The sequence below is a fragment of the Massilia sp. Masssp94 genome (assembly GCF_059491305.1).
On record NZ_CP168501.1, the window covers coordinates 3,165,902 to 3,184,332 of the forward strand.

Here is an 18,431-nt window from a genome sequence, read left to right on the forward strand (position 1 = left end):
AGGTCGGCAACTATAGCATGCGCGCTGCGTTATGCGATCTGCATTTGAGGGATGTCAACCCGACGCCGACGGTACGACTTAGGATCGCTTCAGCGCCGTGTGCGCATTCCGACCCGGAGGTTCTCATGCCGTATCCACTGCTCCGGCTGGTCCGTCCGCTGCTCATCCTCGTTGCCGTCATCATCATGGCGGCGTCCGGCCATGCATGGGGCCGTGAGCCCCCGTTGCCGAGCGTATCCGCCCCGTACCGTGTCACGGTGTATGCCCATGTTCCCGAGCCCATGAAACTGTCGTTCGCACCGGACGGCTCACTGTATGTCGGGCGCCAGCCGGGACTGCGCATCCATCGTGTCGGACCCGGCGGGCAGCCGGTGACGGAGTTCGGTCCGCCAATGACCGATCCGGACGCCGTGCTCGTCGACGCCGCCACGCACATCGGCGGGCACAAGTTTGCGGTCTTCGTCGGCGGTGGCGGCGTCCTCGCGGCGATCCATGCCGACGAGACGTCATCGGTCCTCTTCGACACCGGCTTCGACGATGTCGACGACATGAAGTTCGACCGTCACCGGCGCCTGGTTTTTTCGGACGACCGGCCACGCGTGTTGAGCACTACCGGAGCCCCGCCGACCGTCCTGTTCGAGACGCCGACACGTCCCGGCAGCATCGCCATCGATACGCGCAACCGGATCTTCGTTGCGCTCGCCGACGGTACGATCCGGATCTACGGCCCGGATGGCCGTCTCGTGGACGATGCTTTCGCCACCGGCCTGGCCGGGCTGGACACCTATCTCGCCTTTCCCGGCATCGCGGGCGCCGCGATGCCGGGGCCGCTGTACGTCCTGAGCGGCACCACGCTGCTACGCTTCACGCCTGGAGGAAAGGCGATGACGATCGGGACTGGCTTCGTGCCCGGCCCGTCGAGCGGGACTGGCTTCGTATTCGGTCCGGACGGCGCCCTGTATGTGTCCGACTACTATGCGAACCGCATTCTGCGGATTTCGCGTCGCGGCCGGCCATAGCGCGGCCGGGTGTCGAAATGCCGTATCCTCGTTCGTCGTCGAGAAGCAGACTCGACTCGACAACGACCGCAAGGAACCGACATGACAACGCAAGACACCGTAAAAGGCCCCGCCTCGTACTTCCCCTCCATCGAAAAGAAGTACGGCAAGCCGATCGCGCACTGGATGCAGGTCCTGGAACAGGCGGGTCCGCGCAAGCACATGGAGCTGGTCGCCCACCTCAAGAACGACCACCAGCTGGGCCACGGTCACGCCAACGCGCTGGTCGCGGCATTCATGGCGAAGGCGTAGCGCAGCCGGCGTCGCCGAACGCGATGCGCACGGCCAGTCCGCGCCCATCGGGGCGGCCGTCGAGCGTGATGCGGGCGCCGTTGCGGGCCGCGGCCCGTTCCGCGATCGCGAGACCCAGGCCGCTGCCCGCCTGGTCCTGACCCGGCACGCGGTAGAAGCGTTCGAACACCCGCGCGCGCAGCGTGGGCGGGATGCCGGGACCCTGGTCCGACACCGTGATGCAGGGGCCGGCGTCGAGGCACACGTCCACGCGCGCGCCGTCCGGTGAATACTTGATCGCGTTGCCGACCACGTTGTCGAGCAGGGCGGCCATGCTTTCGCGGTGCAGCGGCAGGGTGATCGGAGCGGGCGCGTGCAATTCGATGTCGACGCCGCGCTGCAGCGCCAGCGGCGCGGCCACGGCGATGCGTTCGCGCAGCAGCGCGGCCAGGTCCAGGTCCTGCAGCGGCGCGTCCGTCGATTCCTGGCGCGCCCGTTCGAAGGCGAGCAGCTGGTGCACCGCGTGCGTGGCGCGTGCGACCCCTTCGCGCAGGCCGGCACCGGCTTCGGTCTTCTGGGCCGCGTCCGTGGACGCTTCCAGCAGGTGGGCATTGAGCTGCACGACCGACAGCGGCGTCTTGAGCTCGTGCGCGGCGTCGGCGAGGAGTTCTTGTTCGCGCGCGAGCCGTTCGGACAGGCGCCGCATCAGGCGGTTCACCGCATCCACGACCGGGGCCAGTTCGCGATAGGGCGACGCGGGCAGCGGCGCCAGCTCGGCGGCACCGCGCGCCTCGAGGGCCTGCGCCACCTCGCGCAGCGGGCGCAGGCCCACGCGCACGATGAGCCATGCCGGCAGCAGCATGAACGGCAGGCTGTAGACCAGCGGCGAGAGCAGGTAATTGGCGGCCGACGGGGTGAATACCCAGTCGCTGTCGGGCTTTTCGCGTCGCTCCACCGTGATGCCGCGTGTGGCGTCGCGTTCGGTCCAGAGCGCCCACCCGTCGTCCAGCGGCGCGCCCGGCGCCGAATCGTACGCGAGCTGCCGTCCCAGCCAGACGCGGATGCGCGCCTGCGTCGGGTAGCCGAACTCGCGGAACATGTCCAGGCGCAGGTCTTCGATGCGCTGGCCGATGCGCGCCAGCGCCGCCGGGTCGGGTGGCAGCGACTGCATGTTGAGCATGATTTGGCGCGTCCAGGCCCGGTTGACGGCCGCCGTCTGGCGCACTTTGTCGACCTTCACCTGCTTCACGATATGGGCCAGCGCCGCCAGCCAGATGGCGAGCATGACGAGCATGAAGCCGATCAGGAGGCGACGCAGCAGCGACTTCGGCGGCGACATGCTAGCGGTCGCCGTCATGGCGCACCATGTAGCCGACACCGCGCACGGTGCGGATGTAGCCGTCGCCGATCTTCTTGCGCAGGTTCGAGATATGCACGTCCAGCGTCTGGCCCTCGCTGTAGGGCAGCACGCCCTGTTCGAGTTCCGCGCGCGTGACGATGCGGTCCGGGTTGCGCACGAGCGCGTGCAGCAGCGCGAACTCCGTCCGCGACAGGTTCACGGGCGCGCCGCGGCAGGTGGCGCTCATGCTGCGTGCGTCGATGGCGAGGTCGCCGACCTGCCACAGCGCGTCGGCCTGCGCGCCGCCGGCGCGGCGCACGACGGCGCGCAGACGGGCCAGCAGCTCGGGGATGTCGAAGGGTTTGATGAGGTAATCGTCGGCGCCGCCGTCGAAGCCGTCGAGGCGGTCCTGCAGGCTGTCGCGCGCCGTGATCAGGACGGCGGGAAGCACGTGGCCGGCCGCGCGCAGGCGGCGCAGCAGGGCGACGCCGTCGCCGTCGGGCAGGCCCAGGTCCAGCAGCAGCGCGTCGTGGCGGCGCTCGTCCAGCAGGCGCGCGCAGTCGCTGCCCAGGCGCACCCAGGTGACGTCATGGCCGTCGTTGTGCAGCACCGACTGCAGCGCGCGGCCCAGCGCCAGGTCGTCTTCCACGAGTAGGAGTCGCATGGAGCGCAAGTATAGCGACGCGCCGCCGCCGCGCCTATCGGCCGTGAAGCCTCCCTGAAGATTGCAGGCGCTTCCCGCCTCTAGAATGGCGGCATCCCAACGTCAGGAACCCCCATGCGCCGCCTTGCCCTGCTGCTTGCCTTCCTCGCCACCCCATCGTTCGCCGCCGACTGGCCCATGTTCATGGGCGACCCCGCGCACACCGGCCGCGTGGCCGGCGAGACGCGTGCCATCAAGGGTTTCAGATTGGCGGGGCGGTTCGACGTCCACGCGGCGATCCATGCGTCGCCCGTGGCGGCGCAGGGGCGCGTGTTCGTCGGCGCGGAGAACGGCAACCTGTACGCGCTCGACGCGAAGACGCGTACCCTGCAGTGGCTGTATCACGCGCGCGGCGGCATCGCGTCGACGCCCGCGGTGGCCGACGGCACCGTCTACTTCCTCGACCGCGCAGGCAGCGTGCATGCGCTCAAGGCGGACGACGGCTCGCCGCGATGGACCTTCCGCACGCAGGGCGAGGCGGTGTTCGCCGCCCACGGCATGTTCGGCATGCCGCGCGACGGCCAGCCCGTGCCCGACCCGTGGGACCTGTACCTGTCGTCGCCGCTGGTCCATGACGGCAAGGTCTACGTCGGCAGCAGCGACGGCCACGTGTACGCCCTCGACGCGAAAGACGGCAAGCTCGCGTGGGCGTGGCGCACGGGCGGCATGGTGCATTCGTCGCCCGCGCTCGCAGGCGGCAACATCGTCGTCGGCAGCTGGGACGGCGCCGTGTATGCGCTCGATGCGCAGACGGGCGAGCAGCGCTGGCGCCACCAGACGGGCGTCGAGCAGAAGACCAGCATCATGTTCGGCATCCAGGCATCGCCCGCCGTCGATGGCGACACGGTATACGTCGGCTCGCGCGACGGCTTTTTCTACGCGCTCGATGCGGTGGGCGGCCAGCCGAAGTGGCGCTACGACGCGCAGGGCAGCTGGGTCGTCGGCACGCCGGCGGTGGATGGCGACAGCGTGTACGTCGGCACGTCGGACACCGGCCTGTTGCTGGCGCTGGACAAGCGCACCGGCCGCGAACGCTACCGCTTCGAAACGAAGGTGTGGACCTTCGCGTCGCCGCTGCGCGTGGCCGACGTCGTCGTGGCGGCGTCGATGAAGGGCGAATTGCACGCGCTCGACGCGGCGACCGGGCGCGCGCGCTGGTCGTGGCGCAGCGATGCGCTTGCCGTGAACGATGGCCGCGTGATCGACACGGCCACGGGCAAGCTGGACACGAAGCACATGTACGAGGGCGGACCGCATGCGCTGTACTCGGCCATGGAATACGTCAAGCGCCTCGGTGCCTTTGAGGGTTCGCCGGCCTGGTACGACGGCCAGCTGATCGCGGCCACCGCGACAGGCGAGGTGTTGTTCTTCGAACCGCAGCGCTGACGGGCGGCTTTACTAAAACGCCGCACGCCGCTGTCCGCGCGGCGGGCGGCATCGTTTGACCATCAAGCGCGGCCAGTTTAGTAATCGCCGCTAAACAGCGCCGCAAAGCCTTTCCGGCGTTTGACCCTCCCTCCGGGCGGATGCAGAATCCGCCGCATAACGATCCCGGCCGTCCGCGCCGGGACTTCATGCCTATCCCGGAGACCATCATGCGCCACGCCAGTTCGGGCCTGCCCACGCCCGTCGCACGCCCACCCCGCCTTTCGAACGCCTTGCTCGCCGCCGTGTTGCTGGCGGCATCTACCGTCCACGCGGCCACGTGGGGACCGTTCAACGCCGAATTCCCGGCCGCCGCCGACGGCCTGGTCAAGAAGGCGCCCGCCGGCGTGACGCTGGCGGCGCAGCGCGTCGCCATCGGCGGCTGGTTCAAGCCGTCGGAGGCCACGCGCGGGACGGTGCTGCTGGCCGGCGCGGACGGCATCGGCTACCTGTGCAGCGTGGACGGCACGCTGGCCTTCTGCGGCGCGGGTGCGCCGGTGCGCAGCAGCGTGCCGCTGCCCGCCGGCGCCTGGACCCATGTGGCGGCCAGCCGGGACGGCCGCCACGTCGTCCTGTACGCGAACGGCAGGGAAGTGGCGCGGGAGGAGGTGCAAGGCAGCGCAGCGGCCGCCGCGCAGATCGCGATCGCACCGCGCACGGGGACCGATGCCGCGTTCGCGGGCCGCGTGGCCGGGCTGACGCTGGGGGACGACGCACAGGCCGTCGCACGGCTCGCGGCGACGCCGCCAAACGAAGGCATGATCGTGTTCGAGACCGGCAGCCCCCACTGGCCGCTGCAGACCCGCCAGATGGCCGGCCAGCTCGTGCCGCAGGATGCGTGGACGCTGCCGCACAGCGCGACGCCGCCGTCGCAGCCCGTCGCCGTGCCGGCCTATGCGGGGCCGGCGCTGGAACCGCGGGGCGCGAACGCATGGACGATCCGTGCGTGGACGCTGCAATCGGCGGACCAGGCACCGGGATCCGCGCAGCAGATCGCCAGCGGGGGCTATGACGCGTCGCGCTGGTACAAGGCCACGGTGCCGGGGACCGTGCTCACCACGCTGGTCGACCGCGGCGTCTATCCGAGTCCGGCGTATGGCCTCGACAACCTCGCGATCCCGGAAAGCCTCAGCCGCCAGGACTGGTGGTACCGCACGAGCTTCGCGCTGCCGCGCGGCCACCGCCCCGGCCGTCACCTGTTCGTCACGTTCAAGGGCATCAATTACGCGTCCGCGATCTGGGTCAACGGCCGCCGCGCCGGCACCACGCGCGGCGCCTTCGTGCGCGGCAGCGTCGACCTGGGGCCGTACCTGAACCCGAAAGGCGAGAACGTCATCGCCGTCAAGGTGTCGCCGCCGCCGCATCCCGGCATCGCGCACGAGGAATCCGTCGCGGCCGGCGTCGGCGAGAACGGCGGCGTGCAGGCGCAGGACGGCCCGACCTTCATCGCCACCGAGGGCTGGGACTGGATCCCGTCCGTCCGCGACCGCAACACGGGCCTGTGGCAGGACGTCGTCCTGCGCAGCACGGGCGACGTGCGCGTGGGCGATGCGCACGTGATCACCGCGCTCGCGGACGACCATCGCGAGGCCGACGTCGGCATCGAGGTGCCGCTGACGAATTTGTCGAACAAGACCGTGCGCGCGACCGTGCGCGCCACCATCCGCGACCGGGCGGGATCGATGCAGCCTATCGTCGTGAGCCGCACGCTGGACGTGGCGCCCGGCACGCACACCGTGCGCTTCGCATCGAACGACTTCGCCGCGCTGAAGGTCAAGCAGCCGCGGCTGTGGTGGCCGAACGGCTACGGCAAGCCGGAGCTGCACGACCTCGACGTCGACGTGCTGCAGGGCGCGGCGCTGTCCGACCATGCGCGCACCGCGTTCGGCATCCGCAGCGTGACCTACGAGCTGTCGCTGGTCGACCGCACGGGCCACCTGCGCCGCGTGGAGGCCGATTTCACCAGGGCGCACGCGCTCGGCGTGCGCATCACCGACGCCCGCCACGAGGCGCTGCGCAAGGTCGCGGGCAACCAGTGGGCGACCGGCCTGCGTGCGGAAGCGGAAGGCACGGCCGCGATCCGCGAACTGGCCGATGCCGGCAGCCTCGCGCCGCACCTCGTCATCAAGGTCAACGGCGTGCGCATAGCGGCGCGCGGCGGCAACTGGGGCATGGACGACTTCATGAAGCGCGTCGACCGCGCGCGCCTGGAACCGTATTTCCGCCTGCACCGCGACGCCCACGTGAACATCATCCGCAACTGGGTCGGCCAGAACACGGAAGAGACGTTCTTCGAGCTGGCCGACGAATACGGCCTCATGGTGCTGAACGACTTCTGGGCCTCGACACAGGACTACAACATCGAGCCGCAGGACGTCGACCTGTTCATGGCGAACGCCGTCGACGTCGTGCGCCGTTTCCGCAACCACCCCTCGATCGTCGCCTGGTTCGGCCGCAACGAGGGCGTCCCGCAGCCGGCGCTGAACGAGAAGCTGGAAGCGCTGATCTACGCGGAAGACGGCACGCGCTGGTACACGGGCAGCTCGAACCGCGTGAACCTGCAGAACAGCGGCCCGTACGACTACCAGCCGCCGGAAACGTATTTCACGACGCACGGCAAGGGCTTCGCCGTCGAGGTGGGCACGCCGTCGTTCCCCACGCGCGAGGCGTTCGAGGCCGCGGTGCCGGCATCCGAGCGCTGGCCGCTGGGCGATACCGCCGCGTACCACGACTGGCACCCCAGCGGCAACGGCCGCGTGGAACCGTTCATGAAGGCGCTCGAGCGGCAGTACGGCGCGCCGGCGTCGCTGGCCGACTTCGAGCGCAAGGCGCAGCTGATGAACTACGAATCGCACCGCGCGATCTTCGAAGGCATGAATGCGGGGCTGTGGCGCGAGAACAGCGGCCGCATGCTGTGGATGACGCAGCCGGCCTGGCCGAGCACGATGTGGCAGATCCTCAGCCACGACTACGATACGCACGCCGCCTACTACGGCACGAAACACGCGTCCGAACCCGTGCACGTGCAACTGAACCTGCCCGATCACGCGGTCGACGTCATCAACAACCCGACCGCGCCGCTGGACAATGCGCGCGTCGCATTCGAGGCCTGGACCGTCGACGGCCGGCTGGCGGGCCGCGGCGCCGCCACCGTCAGTGTCCCCGGCGTGGCCACGTCGGGGCCGATCGACCTCGGCATCGCGCCGCTGCTGGCGCGCGAAGGCCTGCTGGTCGTGAAGCTGACCTTGACCGACGGCGCGGGCCGCACGCTGTCGGACAACGTGTACTGGCCGTCGACGAGCCCCGAGCGCCAGCGCGGCCTCGATACGCTCGCCGGCGTGCCCGTGACCGTGCACGCATCCGCCCGTACGGAAGGGAGGGTGGACGTCACGCTGACCAATCCGTCGAAGGTGCCCGTGCTGAACACCAAACTGACCCTGCTCGACGCGGCCGGCGCGCGCGTGCTGCCCGTGTACTGGTCGGACAACTACGTGGCGCTCATGCCGGGCGAGAGCCGCACCGTCAGCGCCGAATTCAGCGGCGGACAAGGCGCGCTGAAGGTCGCCGTACGCGCCTGGAATGGCCCGGAACAAGCTGTCGCGGTGGACGCCGCGCAGCCTTGAACCTGCGCGACAAGTTGATTGTTTAGTAAAGACGAAGAAACTGAAAGGTGTCCGGCGAAATTCTTTGATTTTACGAATCCTGGTTGAAATACTCGTCGACACGTGTCCGGTTCGCCGGCACGCAGAATTCAAAAAACCAAGGAGATATGATGCTGCATCCAATCAAACGGACGGCCATGAGCATGGCCGTCGCCAGTGCCTGCGCCTTCGCCGCCATGCCCGCCTGGGCGCAGGCCGACACCAAGCCGGCACAATCCGCCGACACGATCCCGGAAGTGACGGTGACCGCCACCCGCTTCAGCACCTCGCTGCTCAAGACGCCGGTCGCGGTGACGGCGTTCTCGCAGGACCAGCTGACCCGCAAGGGCGCCACCAACATCCGCGACCTCGCCAACGACATCCCCAACGTCACCATCGATTCGGGCCTCGACAACGGCGTGCAGATCACGATCCGCGGCATCACGTCGACCAACTTCACCGAGACGGGCGACCCGGCCGTGGGCTTCCACGTCGACGGCCTGTACTCGCCGCGGCCGCAGGGCGCGCAGGCGCTGATGTTCGACATCGACCAGCTCGAAGTGCTGCGCGGTCCGCAGGGCACGCTGTTCGGCCGTAACTCGACGGGCGGCAGCGTCAACGTCATCACCGCGAAGCCCGACTTCAACGGCAACTACGGCCGCGTCGAGACGGACTTCGGCAACTACAACAAGAAGCAGGTCAACTGGGTGCAGAACGTCGTCGTCAACGACAAGCTGGCGCTGCGCGGCTCCTTCATGCGCGTGCGCCGCGACGGCTACGCCGACCAGCACCAGGACCTGTCGGAAGCGAACGTGCCGTCGAAAGGCTGGATCCCGAACGGCGTGCCGGACGTCGACATGCGCTACAACCGCCAGGTCCGCCCGTCCGACTACTACACCAACCAGAACGAGTGGGCCGCGCGCCTGCAGGCCCTCCTGCGCGTCAACAAGGATCTCACGCTGCACGCCGCGTACGAGCACTTCCAGGATTCGGGCGCGGGCTATGCGTTCTTCCGCGATTGCGGCGCCGGCGTCGGCACGCGCTATGCCTGCACCAACGACGAGTTCTACATCAACGTCAACGTGCCGGGCCAGACCGACATGAAGATCCGCACGGTGCGCGCGGGCGCGGACTGGAACGTCAACGACCGCACGTCGGTGAGCTACAACTTCGCCGTCGCCGACCAGCGCCGCAGCCAGATCTCGGACGACGACCTGGGCCTGCAGAACGCGCCGTCGTGGGCCGACATCGCCCCGTTCCCAAATACGAAGGACGGCAACTGGGGCACCTGGCCGCTGCGCGACACGTGGCACCGCACGGCGGATTCGCGCTACCTGTCGACCGTGCACGAACTGCAGCTCAAGCAGCAGCTGGGTTCCCTGAAATACGTGTCCGGCCTGTTCTGGATGCACGAGCGTAACCGCATCGACTACGAGATGACGGAAGCGATCCAGAAACCGTTCGGCGACCCGGGCAGCGTGGTGTACGCGCAGCCGAATCGCCAGATCGATTCGAAGGCCATCTTCGGCCAGGCCGACTGGAGCTTCGCGCCGAAGTGGACGGCCACGCTGGGCGCGCGCTACAGCCGCGATTCGAAGGAAGACAAGGGCGGCAAGGTGTACGGCGCCAACTGGATCGGCAACCCGGCCTATTACCGCGGCCTGTACGACCGCGGCATCCCGGGCACGCCGGGCTTTACGATCCACGACGGGACCGACCTGACGCAGCAGATGGGCTGGGCCGGCGGCGGTCCGATCGCCTATGCCGGCTACGCCAACGCGACCAACAACGATCACAAGGAAACCTGGGGCAAGGTGACGTGGCGCGCGGGTCTGCAATTCCAGATCACGCCGCGCCAGATGGCTTATGCCTCGGTCTCGACGGGCTACAAGGCGGGCGGTTTCGCGGACAAGGTCGACAGCTGCAACTACCACCTGTGCGCCGCGACGGGCAAGCCGGGCGAGGCGACGTTCCTGCCGTACGGCCCGGAGACCGTCACCAACTATGAGCTGGGCTGGAAGGGCCGCTTCCTGGACAACCGCCTGAGCCTCTCGGCCACCGCCTTCTACATGCGCTACAAGGACATGCAGCTGACGGGGAACTACTTCGTCAACCAGATCATCCCGGACAACGGCCTGCCTTGCCCGGCCGACCAGCCCAAGTGCGACGTGTACGAATCCTGGCGCACGATCAACGTGGGCGACACCCGCATCCCGGGCCTGGAACTGGAGTGGGACTACAAGCCGTGGCGCGGCGCGCGCGTGGGCGGCGGCTTCGCCTTCATCGACACCAAGGTGCACGGCTTCTACAACTACAGCGACGATTACCAGTGCGGCGACGTGCGCGCGGAATTCGGCGTCCAGCCTTGCCCGGCCATCTACAACGGTCCGGACAAGTCCCTGCTGGGCCGCCGCCTGTACGACATCGACGGCAACCACCTGCCGAACACGCCGAAGTACCAGGTCTACCTGAACTTCTCGCAGGAGTTCGAGCTGCCGGGCGGCTACCGCCTCACGCCGTACGTGAAGGTGAACTGGCGCGACAAGGCCTATTTCGACCTGCGCAACACGGACTGGGCCGGCATCGGCCGCTACCAGGCCGCGTATGCGCTGGCGGATGCGTCGGCACGCCTGGATGCCCCGGACGGCAACTGGTATGCGGAAGCGTACGTGCGCAACGTGACGGACAAGCGCGCCAAGACCAGCAGCGATTCGCTGTGGGGCGGCTTCATGAAAGCCACCTACGTCGAGCCGCGCATGTTCGGCATCCGCGCGGGCTTCAATTATTGAAGACTGCGTGAAGAAAGCCCGTTCCATTCGTGGCTAGAATGAGCCGGTGCTCATGGGAGGCCACGGATGGAACGTCGGTGTTTTTTGCTTGCCACGGCTGCCTGCCTGGCCGGTTGCGGGGGCGGCAACGCTTCGGTTCAGCAGGCCGTCGCGCCCGGTCCCGCGGCACCGGCGGGCACCGTCGACACCTTCGCCGTCGCGAGCCGCGCGCTCGGGCGCACGATGAACGTCGCGCTGTACCTGCCGCCGGGCGGCGCGCGCCATCCCATCCTCTATCTGTTCCACGGCTTCGGCGGCAACGGCGCGGCATTCTTCGATGCCGGCCTGGCCATCAACCGCGCGGCCGACCGGCTGGGCACACCGCTCGTCATCGCCGCGCCCGACTACGACAACGGCTTCGGCGTGAACACGACGCCGGCGCAAGGGGCGCAGACCTCAGGCGGCACGATCGGCCTGTACGAGGATTACCTGATGACGGAGATGCTGCCGGCCGTCGAATCACGGCTCGGCGTGACGGCCACGCGCGCGGACCGGCGCATCGGCGGCGTGTCGATGGGCGGATTCGCCGCGCTGCATCTCGCATTGCGCCACCCGGAGATGTTTTCACGCGTGGGCGCGCACAGCGCCGCGTTATGGGACTACAGCGGCGCGGACCAGTTCACCGGCCAGCGCGACTGGCTGTACCCGACGCCGGCGCTGCGCGCGCAACGCGATCCGCTGCTGCTGGCGCAGCACGCCGACCTGCGCGGCCTGCGCTTCTACCTCGACGTCGGCGATCGCGATCCGTTGCGCAAGCAGGACGAAGCGATGCAGGCCGTGCTCGGCGCCGCCAGCGAATTCCACATGGGCAGCGGCGGCCACGACGCGCAGTTCTGGCGCAGCCGGCTGGAAGACTGGTTGTCCTTCTACAGTGCCGCCTGACGCCGCTGGCCCTGAAACAGCCCACCACATAAATTCGGGGTCAGAGCACATTTCGCCGCAAATTCGGGGTCAGAGCCTGAGCCTTCCCCTCAAATTTTTGTTGTAAACAGCTTGGGAAGCTGTTAACTTTCAATCCCAAAAACGGCGCATGCATGGCTGTGTTAGCCCTTTCGTTCGTAGCTACCAACTGCGAACAAAGGGGAACAGGCCATGCATGCACAGCGGATCATACAGGAGTTACTTCAAGCGCAGTGCCCATCCATGCACGCCAAGCGACGCGAGTGTTTGGCGGCGATGACTGATGCTGCGGCCCGTGGCGGTCTCGGTGTGGTGAAGATGGGCAAGGCGATCACTGGCCAGACTAGTTTGCGTCATCGCATAAAGCGCTGCGATCGATTGCTGAGTAATCCGCAACTAGCTTCTGAGCGCCTGTTAGCGTATCGAGCGCTGGCCCGACGCGCCTTGCACGAGCAGGTGCGTGTTTGCATCATCGTCGACTGGTCCAATTTGCTGAATGACGTAAGCCAGCACGTTCTGCGTGCCGCATTGATCGTTCGTGGACGAGCCTTGGTCATCTACGAGGAAGTGCATCCGACCGAGCTGTATGGCGCCGCTTCGGTTCACCGGGCTTTCATGAAGAATTTGCGCTCGGTGCTTCCGCCTGGGTGCCAGCCCATCATCATTAGCGACGCAGGTTTTCGGGCCACATGGTTCAAGATGCTGAATGAGCTTGGCTATGCGTGGGTCGGCCGCATCCGCAACCGCGACATGGTGAAAAAGAGCGGCTCATGTACTTGGCGCAGATGCAAACAGCTTTATGCCGACACCAAGGGAAAGGCACGCGACCTGGGAGATTTTCTTTATGTCCGCTCCAATCCAGTGGCGTGCCGTCTCGTGCTCATTAAGCAGCCGCGCAAGGGGCGTCAGCGCAAGACCGCCTTTGGCAAAAAGGCGCGCAGCCGTCACAGTATCAAGAATCAGGCCTCGCAACGCGAACCGTGGCTGCTGGCTTCCTCACCATCGCTATCCCGGCTAAGCGCCGACTCCGTGGTCGACTTGTACAGGTGCCGCATGCAGATCGAACAGACTTTCCGGGATCTCAAGAATGCGCAATGGGGTATGGGACTGACTACTGCACAAACGCGAAAACCTCGACGTTTGGCTGCGTTACTGCTCATCGCGGCGTTACTTGGCTTTGCTCTGTGGTTGATTGGCTTGGCCGTCAGGTGCGCCGGGTACCGCATTGAATACGGCAGCCGTAAAAAGGCAGCAACCACGCTGTCAATCCTGTCGTTGGCACGCCATTGGCTGATCGAGCCTCACGCAACCAAGCTGACACGAAGTCAGCTTGCCGACGCATCGTCAGAGCTGACTTCCATGATGCTTACCTATGACATCTGAGCAAAATTTGAGGGGAAGGCTCAGGGTCAGAGCACTTTTTGAGACACAATCTTCAAAGCAAGATCTTTCGGAGCTTCAGCCAGCTCCGGCGTGTTGACCGGCGTGAATGGCGTCCCGATTGCTCCAATCTAGGAGAAGCACTGTTCACCCGGACATTGACCCGGAATGTGCTCTGACCCCGAATATGGTCGGAAATGTGCTCTGACCCCGAATTTTCTGCCCCGAATTTTCAGCGCTGCTGGCCCCGGCCCGTCGCTGCCCACCAGATCCCGCCCATCAGGTGCGCGAGATATTGTGGGTCGCGGTACATGTCGCCGTTGTGGCCCAGCAGCGTGACGAACACGCGGCCCTTCTCGACCGTGTGGTACCACGACACCGGGTGGTCACGGCCCATGCCCGTCGACACCTGGCCGGGCCAGATCTTCGTGACGTCGTAGCTGGATTCGTCGATGTTCAGCACGGGGTGGATGGCGACCTTGTACGGGTTCGTCGTCTCGTACCACTCGTCGCTCCAGATCCAGCGCGGCGGGATGCCGAAGGTCGCCGGGAACGTTTTATCGACGACGTCGACGGCGCCCGTCTGCAGCATCGGGTGCGTCTTGAACGAGCGGCCGACGAGCTTCTCGTACCATACCCACCCGTTCGGCGGCGTGATGGCAGCGCGGTGCACGACGACGGCATTGCCGCCGTCACGCATGTAGGCCTCGAACTTCGCGCGCTGCGCCGGGTTCAGTTCCTCGCCCGGCGTGTTGAGGAAGACGACGGCCGCGTACTGCTTCAAATCGCCGTCGAACGCCTCGGGCTTGTTCGTGTACGTGAAGTCGAACGCGTGCAGCTTCGCCAGCTTTTCCAGGCTCTCGCGCGCGATCGGGATGTATTCGTAGTGGTACTTGTTGGGGATGGCCAGTACGAGCAGCTTGTACTGGACGTCCGCCGCCCACGCGGCCGGCGTGGCCAGCAGGGCCACGGCCAGCGCCGATGCGATACGTTTCATATGGATCCTTTCAAGGTGCGGGCACGCCTTCCGGCTTGCGCGAATGACTCCCGATACTGCGCGGGATGAGCCAGCCGCCGTCGGCGAGCCAGTCCGCCAGGCGATCCGGCCAGTGCTGCAGCGAGATGCGTTCGCCGCGCTGGCCCACGTTGAAGGCGTGGTCCGTGTCCGCGTACAGGTGCAGCTCGGCCGACACGCCGGCCTTCACGAGCTGCTGGTACAGGGTGATGGTGGGCGGCATGCAGCACGTGTCGCGCGAGCCCGCGACGAGGAACGCGGGCGGCGCACCGTCCACGGCCTTCGCGGGAGAGCCCAGCGGCCCGGGATACACGAGCACCTGGAAGTCCGGGCGCGCGCTCTGGCGGTCCAGCGCATCCGTCTTGCCGCGCGGCGCGGGCTCCGGATTGTCGGCGACAAGCGACACGAGTTCGCCGCCCGCCGAGAAGCCCATGATGCCCACGCGCTGCGGGTCGATGCCGTATTCCCCCGCATGCGCGCGCACCCAGCGCACGGCGCGCCGCAGGTCGGCCGCGCCGTCGCCTTCGATGCTGTAGCCGGCGGAATCCGGATCGCGCGCCAGCCGGTATTTCAATACGAAGGCCGTCACGCCCATGCGGTTCAGCAGCTTGCCCGCGACGACGCCCTCGTTCTGGAACACGAGCATGCGATGCCCGCCACCCGGCACGACGACGATCGCCGCGCCGTTCGCATGGCGCGGGTCGGCGCGCAGCACCGTCAGCGACGGGTCGTGCACGTTGCTGACGTACGCCCCGTCCGTCAGCTTCTCGGGCTCGCCGTGACGCTTTTCGGAACCGGGCGCGCCGTCGGGCCACAATTGAACGGCCTGCTGGGCACAGGCGCTGCCGGCGCAGCCCAGCGCCAGCAGCATCGCCACACAAAGGCGCTTAGTCGACATGGCTCGTGTACAGGCTGTGGTGCGTGAGGATGAACAGCGTGCGCTTGTCGGCGCCGCCGAAGATCAGCTGGAGCGGACGCTCCGGCACGTCGATGCGGCCCCGTTCCTTGCCGTCCGGACCATAGATGAACACCTGGCCGTTGGCGACATAGACATTGCCGTCCGGGCCCAAGGTCGCGCTTTCGCCGCCGCGGTCGGCGACCTGCTTCAGGTCCGTGATGGCGCCGCCCTGGCCCACGAGACCGCTGAACGTGCGGTTCTCGGAACCGTTCGTGAAGATCACGCGCTCGCCCACGCGGGCGCTGGTAAAGCCGTGCGTGTCCAGCGTGTCGGACCAGCGGTAGCCCAGGTGGTCCGTCGGGCCCTGGCGCGTCACGCGCCATGCCGGGAGCACGAGGCTGCCGTCCGGCGACACGTATTCCTGCGCCTTCGGCTTCGCCACGTCGCGCGCGAACATCTCGCTCAAGGTGGTGAACTCGTAGGTCTTCGGATCGATCTGGTCCTGGAACTCGCCGTTCTGCCAGAAGTTGACGGGAATGGCCACACGCGCATCCGCACGCGCTGCGACCGCCGTCGGCTTGATCATCGTGTAGCCTTCCGGCGTCGGCGGCACGTCCGGCTTGAACGCATACACGCTCGCGCTCGCGCCGTAGTGCGATACGACCATCACGTTGCCGCTGCGGTCGATGGCGAGGTTGATCGGGTCGAGCGGCGTGTCGCGCACGATCTCCAGGCCGCGGTCATGGCTCCATGCGTGGACGCGCTTGAAGTGGCGATCGATGAAGTACAGCTTGCCGTTGGCGTCGACGGCCGCGCCGGCGATGGAATAAAAGCCGTCCGCGACCTTCTCGACCTTGCCCAGCGGTGCCGGCGCGGCCGTCTGCTTGCCCGTGTAGTCGAGGATCGCAAATTCCCGCTCGCGCACCTGGATGTTGTGCGTGACGTCGGTGATGGCGTTCTCGTACGGGTACTTCGACGCGCGCGCATACGTCGTGCAGCCGTTCTCGTCGCAGGTGGCGAAGCCGCTTTCGCCGTTCACGTGCACGTTGCGGAAGCGGATGTCGCTGGAATTCGCGATGCGCACGGCCGTCACCGCCGGCTTGATGGAGCGGGTGACGCGGTAGCCGTGGTAGTTCGCGATCAGGATATTCTTCGAGTTGCGGATATCGAGCGACACGGAATCCATGCCGTCGCGGACTTCTTCTTCGGTCTGCGGTGCATAGAATGACCAGTTCTCCACGCCGTCCAGCACGATCTCGTTGCGGATGTGGTGCTCGGCCGAGAGTTCGTACACGCGGCCCGGCGTCTTCGTGTTCGTCACGTAGAAGCCCGCCTGCGCATAGCCGCTCGGCGACCAGATGCCGGTGAACGTGCCGCCGCCGCCGTCCGTCACCCAGACGCTCGGGTACTGGCGGTCCCACCAGGCGGTCGTATCCCACCGCTCCGTCTTCTTGTACGGATCGGCGCGCGTGCCGTCGTACAGGCGCGTGCCGTGGCCGCCCTGGATGCGCACGTCGTCGACCAGCGACTGCTCGCCCGCGCGCCACAGCAGCGCAACGGCGCGGTTGTTGACCTCACCGGTCGCGAGGCCGATGCCGGACACGATGCCGGCGCCGCCGCGCGCGCTTTCCAGCAGCGCCTTCGGCGTGTCGACGCCCTGGAACAGCGGCGAGCCATTCGGCAGCACGAGCTGCGTCAGGCCCGGGTGCAGGCCGACGATCACGGTGTCCGGCTTCATGCGGATCGTGTCGTTGACCATGTAGAAGCCCTGCGGCAGGTACACGACGCGGTTGCTGTCGATGGCTTTCTGGATCGCGGCCGTGTCGTCCGCGCGGCCGTCGCCCTTCGCGCCGAATTTGTGCACGTTGGCCCATTCTTTCGACGGCGGCAGCGCTTTCAGCACACGCTGCGGCGTGACCTTGGCGCTCAAAGGCGCCGTCTTGTAGTTGGTCGTGAAGCGGCCCGGTGTGCCCAATTGATCGAGCTTCATGCCGTAGTTGAGTTCCGTGACCTCGTACGCGCGGCCGGCGCCCGCGAGGGTCTTGCCGCTGTCGCGGAACTTCGCGAAGGTCGGCACGTTCTTCGCGCTGGCGTGGTCGAACGCGATCTGCGTGTAGACGTTGTCCTCGTTGCTGATGACGACGGCGGCCTTTGCGACGTTCTCGAAGCGGACGTTCTTCGCATACAGCCAGTCGCCGTAGCCGCGGTCGATGTCGATGCCGACCGGGGTGTCGCGGATGTCGACGTTGTCCAGCGTGAGCCCGGCCTCGTGCTCGCGGATGGCGGCGTCGCGCTGGCCGTCGAACGTCGCGTCGACGAGCGTGAACTGCCAGGCGGGCGACGTCTTTTCGGCCAGGATGCCGTAGCGGCCGCCGTGGAATTTCAGGTCGTACGCGATGTTCCCGACGTGGTAGACGCCGGCGAGGCCGCTGCCGATATGGAAATCGATGTGCGACAGGTTCGAGTGCTGCGCCGTGTGCATGCGCACGCCGGTGGCGGCCGGGTTGCCGTCGCCGATCTCGAAGTCGACGTTCGACAGCACGGAATAGAAGGTTGCGGAGTTCGCGTCGCGCACGTCCTTGTCCGCGCCGACGGCGCCCGCGACGGGCATCGGCACCTTGCCCACCGTGTACTGGTCGCCGCCGGTGAAGATCACCATGTTGGCGACGCCCTGCTGGAAGCCCGGCGTCTTCGGCGCCAGCACGAACACGGGACGCGTCGCGCCCACGCCGTACACGCGCACGGCGAGCGGGATCAGGATGCTCTTCGTGATGCGGTAGCGGCCCGACGGCAGGAACACGACGCCGCCTTCGCCCTTGTTGGCGGCGGCGTCGATGGCCTGCTGGATGGCGGCGGTGTCGTCCGTTTTGCCGTCACCCTTCGCGTGCACGACGACGGCGCGCGGATCTTCCGGCATGGTCTGGAAAGCCGATACGGAGGCGGCGGATGCGGGCGTGGCGAGTACGAACGCCAGCGCCAATGCGGCAGGAATCGTTGAAAGCGTAGTCTTCAT

Annotated in this window: 12 protein-coding genes; 7 read left to right on the plus strand and 5 right to left on the minus strand. The window is 67.3% G+C overall.

All coding sequences use genetic code 11. The annotated features are described in order from the left end of the window. Positions 1 to 125 precede the first annotated feature (125 nt). Positions 126 to 1,019 carry an NHL repeat-containing protein gene (locus ACEN9G_RS14045; protein ID WP_413344279.1) on the plus strand — a complete coding sequence of 298 codons (894 nt, stop codon included), beginning with the start codon at positions 126 to 128 and terminating at the stop codon, positions 1,017 to 1,019. Between the two features lie 81 nt (positions 1,020 to 1,100). Continuing rightward, positions 1,101 to 1,310 (plus strand): DUF4287 domain-containing protein, encoded by a 210-nt coding sequence (locus ACEN9G_RS14050; protein WP_413344277.1) that lies wholly within the window; start codon positions 1,101 to 1,103, stop codon positions 1,308 to 1,310. Here ACEN9G_RS14050 and ACEN9G_RS14055 read toward each other — a convergent pair. Both ACEN9G_RS14055 and ACEN9G_RS14060 read right to left on the minus strand, forming a co-directional pair. After that, complete coding sequence (locus ACEN9G_RS14055) at positions 1,294 to 2,646, minus strand: ATP-binding protein (RefSeq protein WP_413344275.1); 1,353 nt, start codon at positions 2,644 to 2,646, stop codon at positions 1,294 to 1,296. The two genes, ACEN9G_RS14050 and ACEN9G_RS14055, sit on opposite strands and share 17 nt — an antisense overlap. Beyond that, positions 2,630 to 3,292 (minus strand): response regulator transcription factor, encoded by a 663-nt coding sequence (locus ACEN9G_RS14060; protein ID WP_413381243.1) that lies wholly within the window; start codon positions 3,290 to 3,292, stop codon positions 2,630 to 2,632. Before ACEN9G_RS14060 ends, ACEN9G_RS14055 begins: the two co-directional genes overlap by 17 nt. A 114-nt stretch (positions 3,293 to 3,406) precedes the next feature. Here ACEN9G_RS14060 and ACEN9G_RS14065 point away from each other — a divergent pair, with 114 nt between their 5' ends. The 5 genes from ACEN9G_RS14065 (at position 3,407) to ACEN9G_RS14085 (ending at position 13,508) form a co-directional block, all read left to right on the plus strand. Beyond that, positions 3,407 to 4,717 (plus strand): outer membrane protein assembly factor BamB family protein, encoded by a 1,311-nt coding sequence (locus ACEN9G_RS14065; RefSeq protein ID WP_483126714.1) that lies wholly within the window; start codon positions 3,407 to 3,409, stop codon positions 4,715 to 4,717. A 209-nt stretch (positions 4,718 to 4,926) separates the two neighbouring features. Beyond that, positions 4,927 to 8,379: a glycosyl hydrolase 2 galactose-binding domain-containing protein gene (locus ACEN9G_RS14070; protein WP_483126715.1), complete on the plus strand. Its 3,453-nt coding sequence runs from the start codon at positions 4,927 to 4,929 to the stop codon at positions 8,377 to 8,379. Between the two features lie 149 nt (positions 8,380 to 8,528). Continuing rightward, positions 8,529 to 11,186 carry a TonB-dependent receptor gene (locus ACEN9G_RS14075; RefSeq protein ID WP_413342655.1) on the plus strand — a complete coding sequence of 886 codons (2,658 nt, stop codon included), beginning with the start codon at positions 8,529 to 8,531 and terminating at the stop codon, positions 11,184 to 11,186. Between the two features lie 84 nt (positions 11,187 to 11,270). After that, positions 11,271 to 12,107: an alpha/beta hydrolase gene (locus ACEN9G_RS14080; protein WP_413342653.1), complete on the plus strand. Its 837-nt coding sequence runs from the start codon at positions 11,271 to 11,273 to the stop codon at positions 12,105 to 12,107. Between the two features lie 261 nt (positions 12,108 to 12,368). Then, complete coding sequence (locus ACEN9G_RS14085) at positions 12,369 to 13,508, plus strand: IS4 family transposase (RefSeq protein ID WP_413346176.1); 1,140 nt, start codon at positions 12,369 to 12,371, stop codon at positions 13,506 to 13,508. A 229-nt stretch (positions 13,509 to 13,737) separates the two neighbouring features. Here ACEN9G_RS14085 and ACEN9G_RS14090 read toward each other — a convergent pair whose 3' ends face one another. From ACEN9G_RS14090 to ACEN9G_RS14100, 3 genes are read right to left on the minus strand one after another with little or no spacing between them, the layout of a single operon-like run. Further along, complete coding sequence (locus tag ACEN9G_RS14090; RefSeq protein ID WP_413337517.1) at positions 13,738 to 14,502, minus strand: ThuA domain-containing protein; 765 nt, start codon at positions 14,500 to 14,502, stop codon at positions 13,738 to 13,740. Between the two features lie 10 nt (positions 14,503 to 14,512). Further along, entirely contained in the window at positions 14,513 to 15,418 is a 906-nt protein-coding gene (locus tag ACEN9G_RS14095; protein ID WP_413337516.1) for an alpha/beta hydrolase, read from the minus strand. Further along, positions 15,408 to 18,431: a glycosyl hydrolase family 28-related protein gene (locus ACEN9G_RS14100; protein ID WP_413337515.1), complete on the minus strand. Its 3,024-nt coding sequence runs from the start codon at positions 18,429 to 18,431 to the stop codon at positions 15,408 to 15,410. The genes ACEN9G_RS14095 and ACEN9G_RS14100 overlap by 11 nt, the downstream gene beginning before the upstream one ends.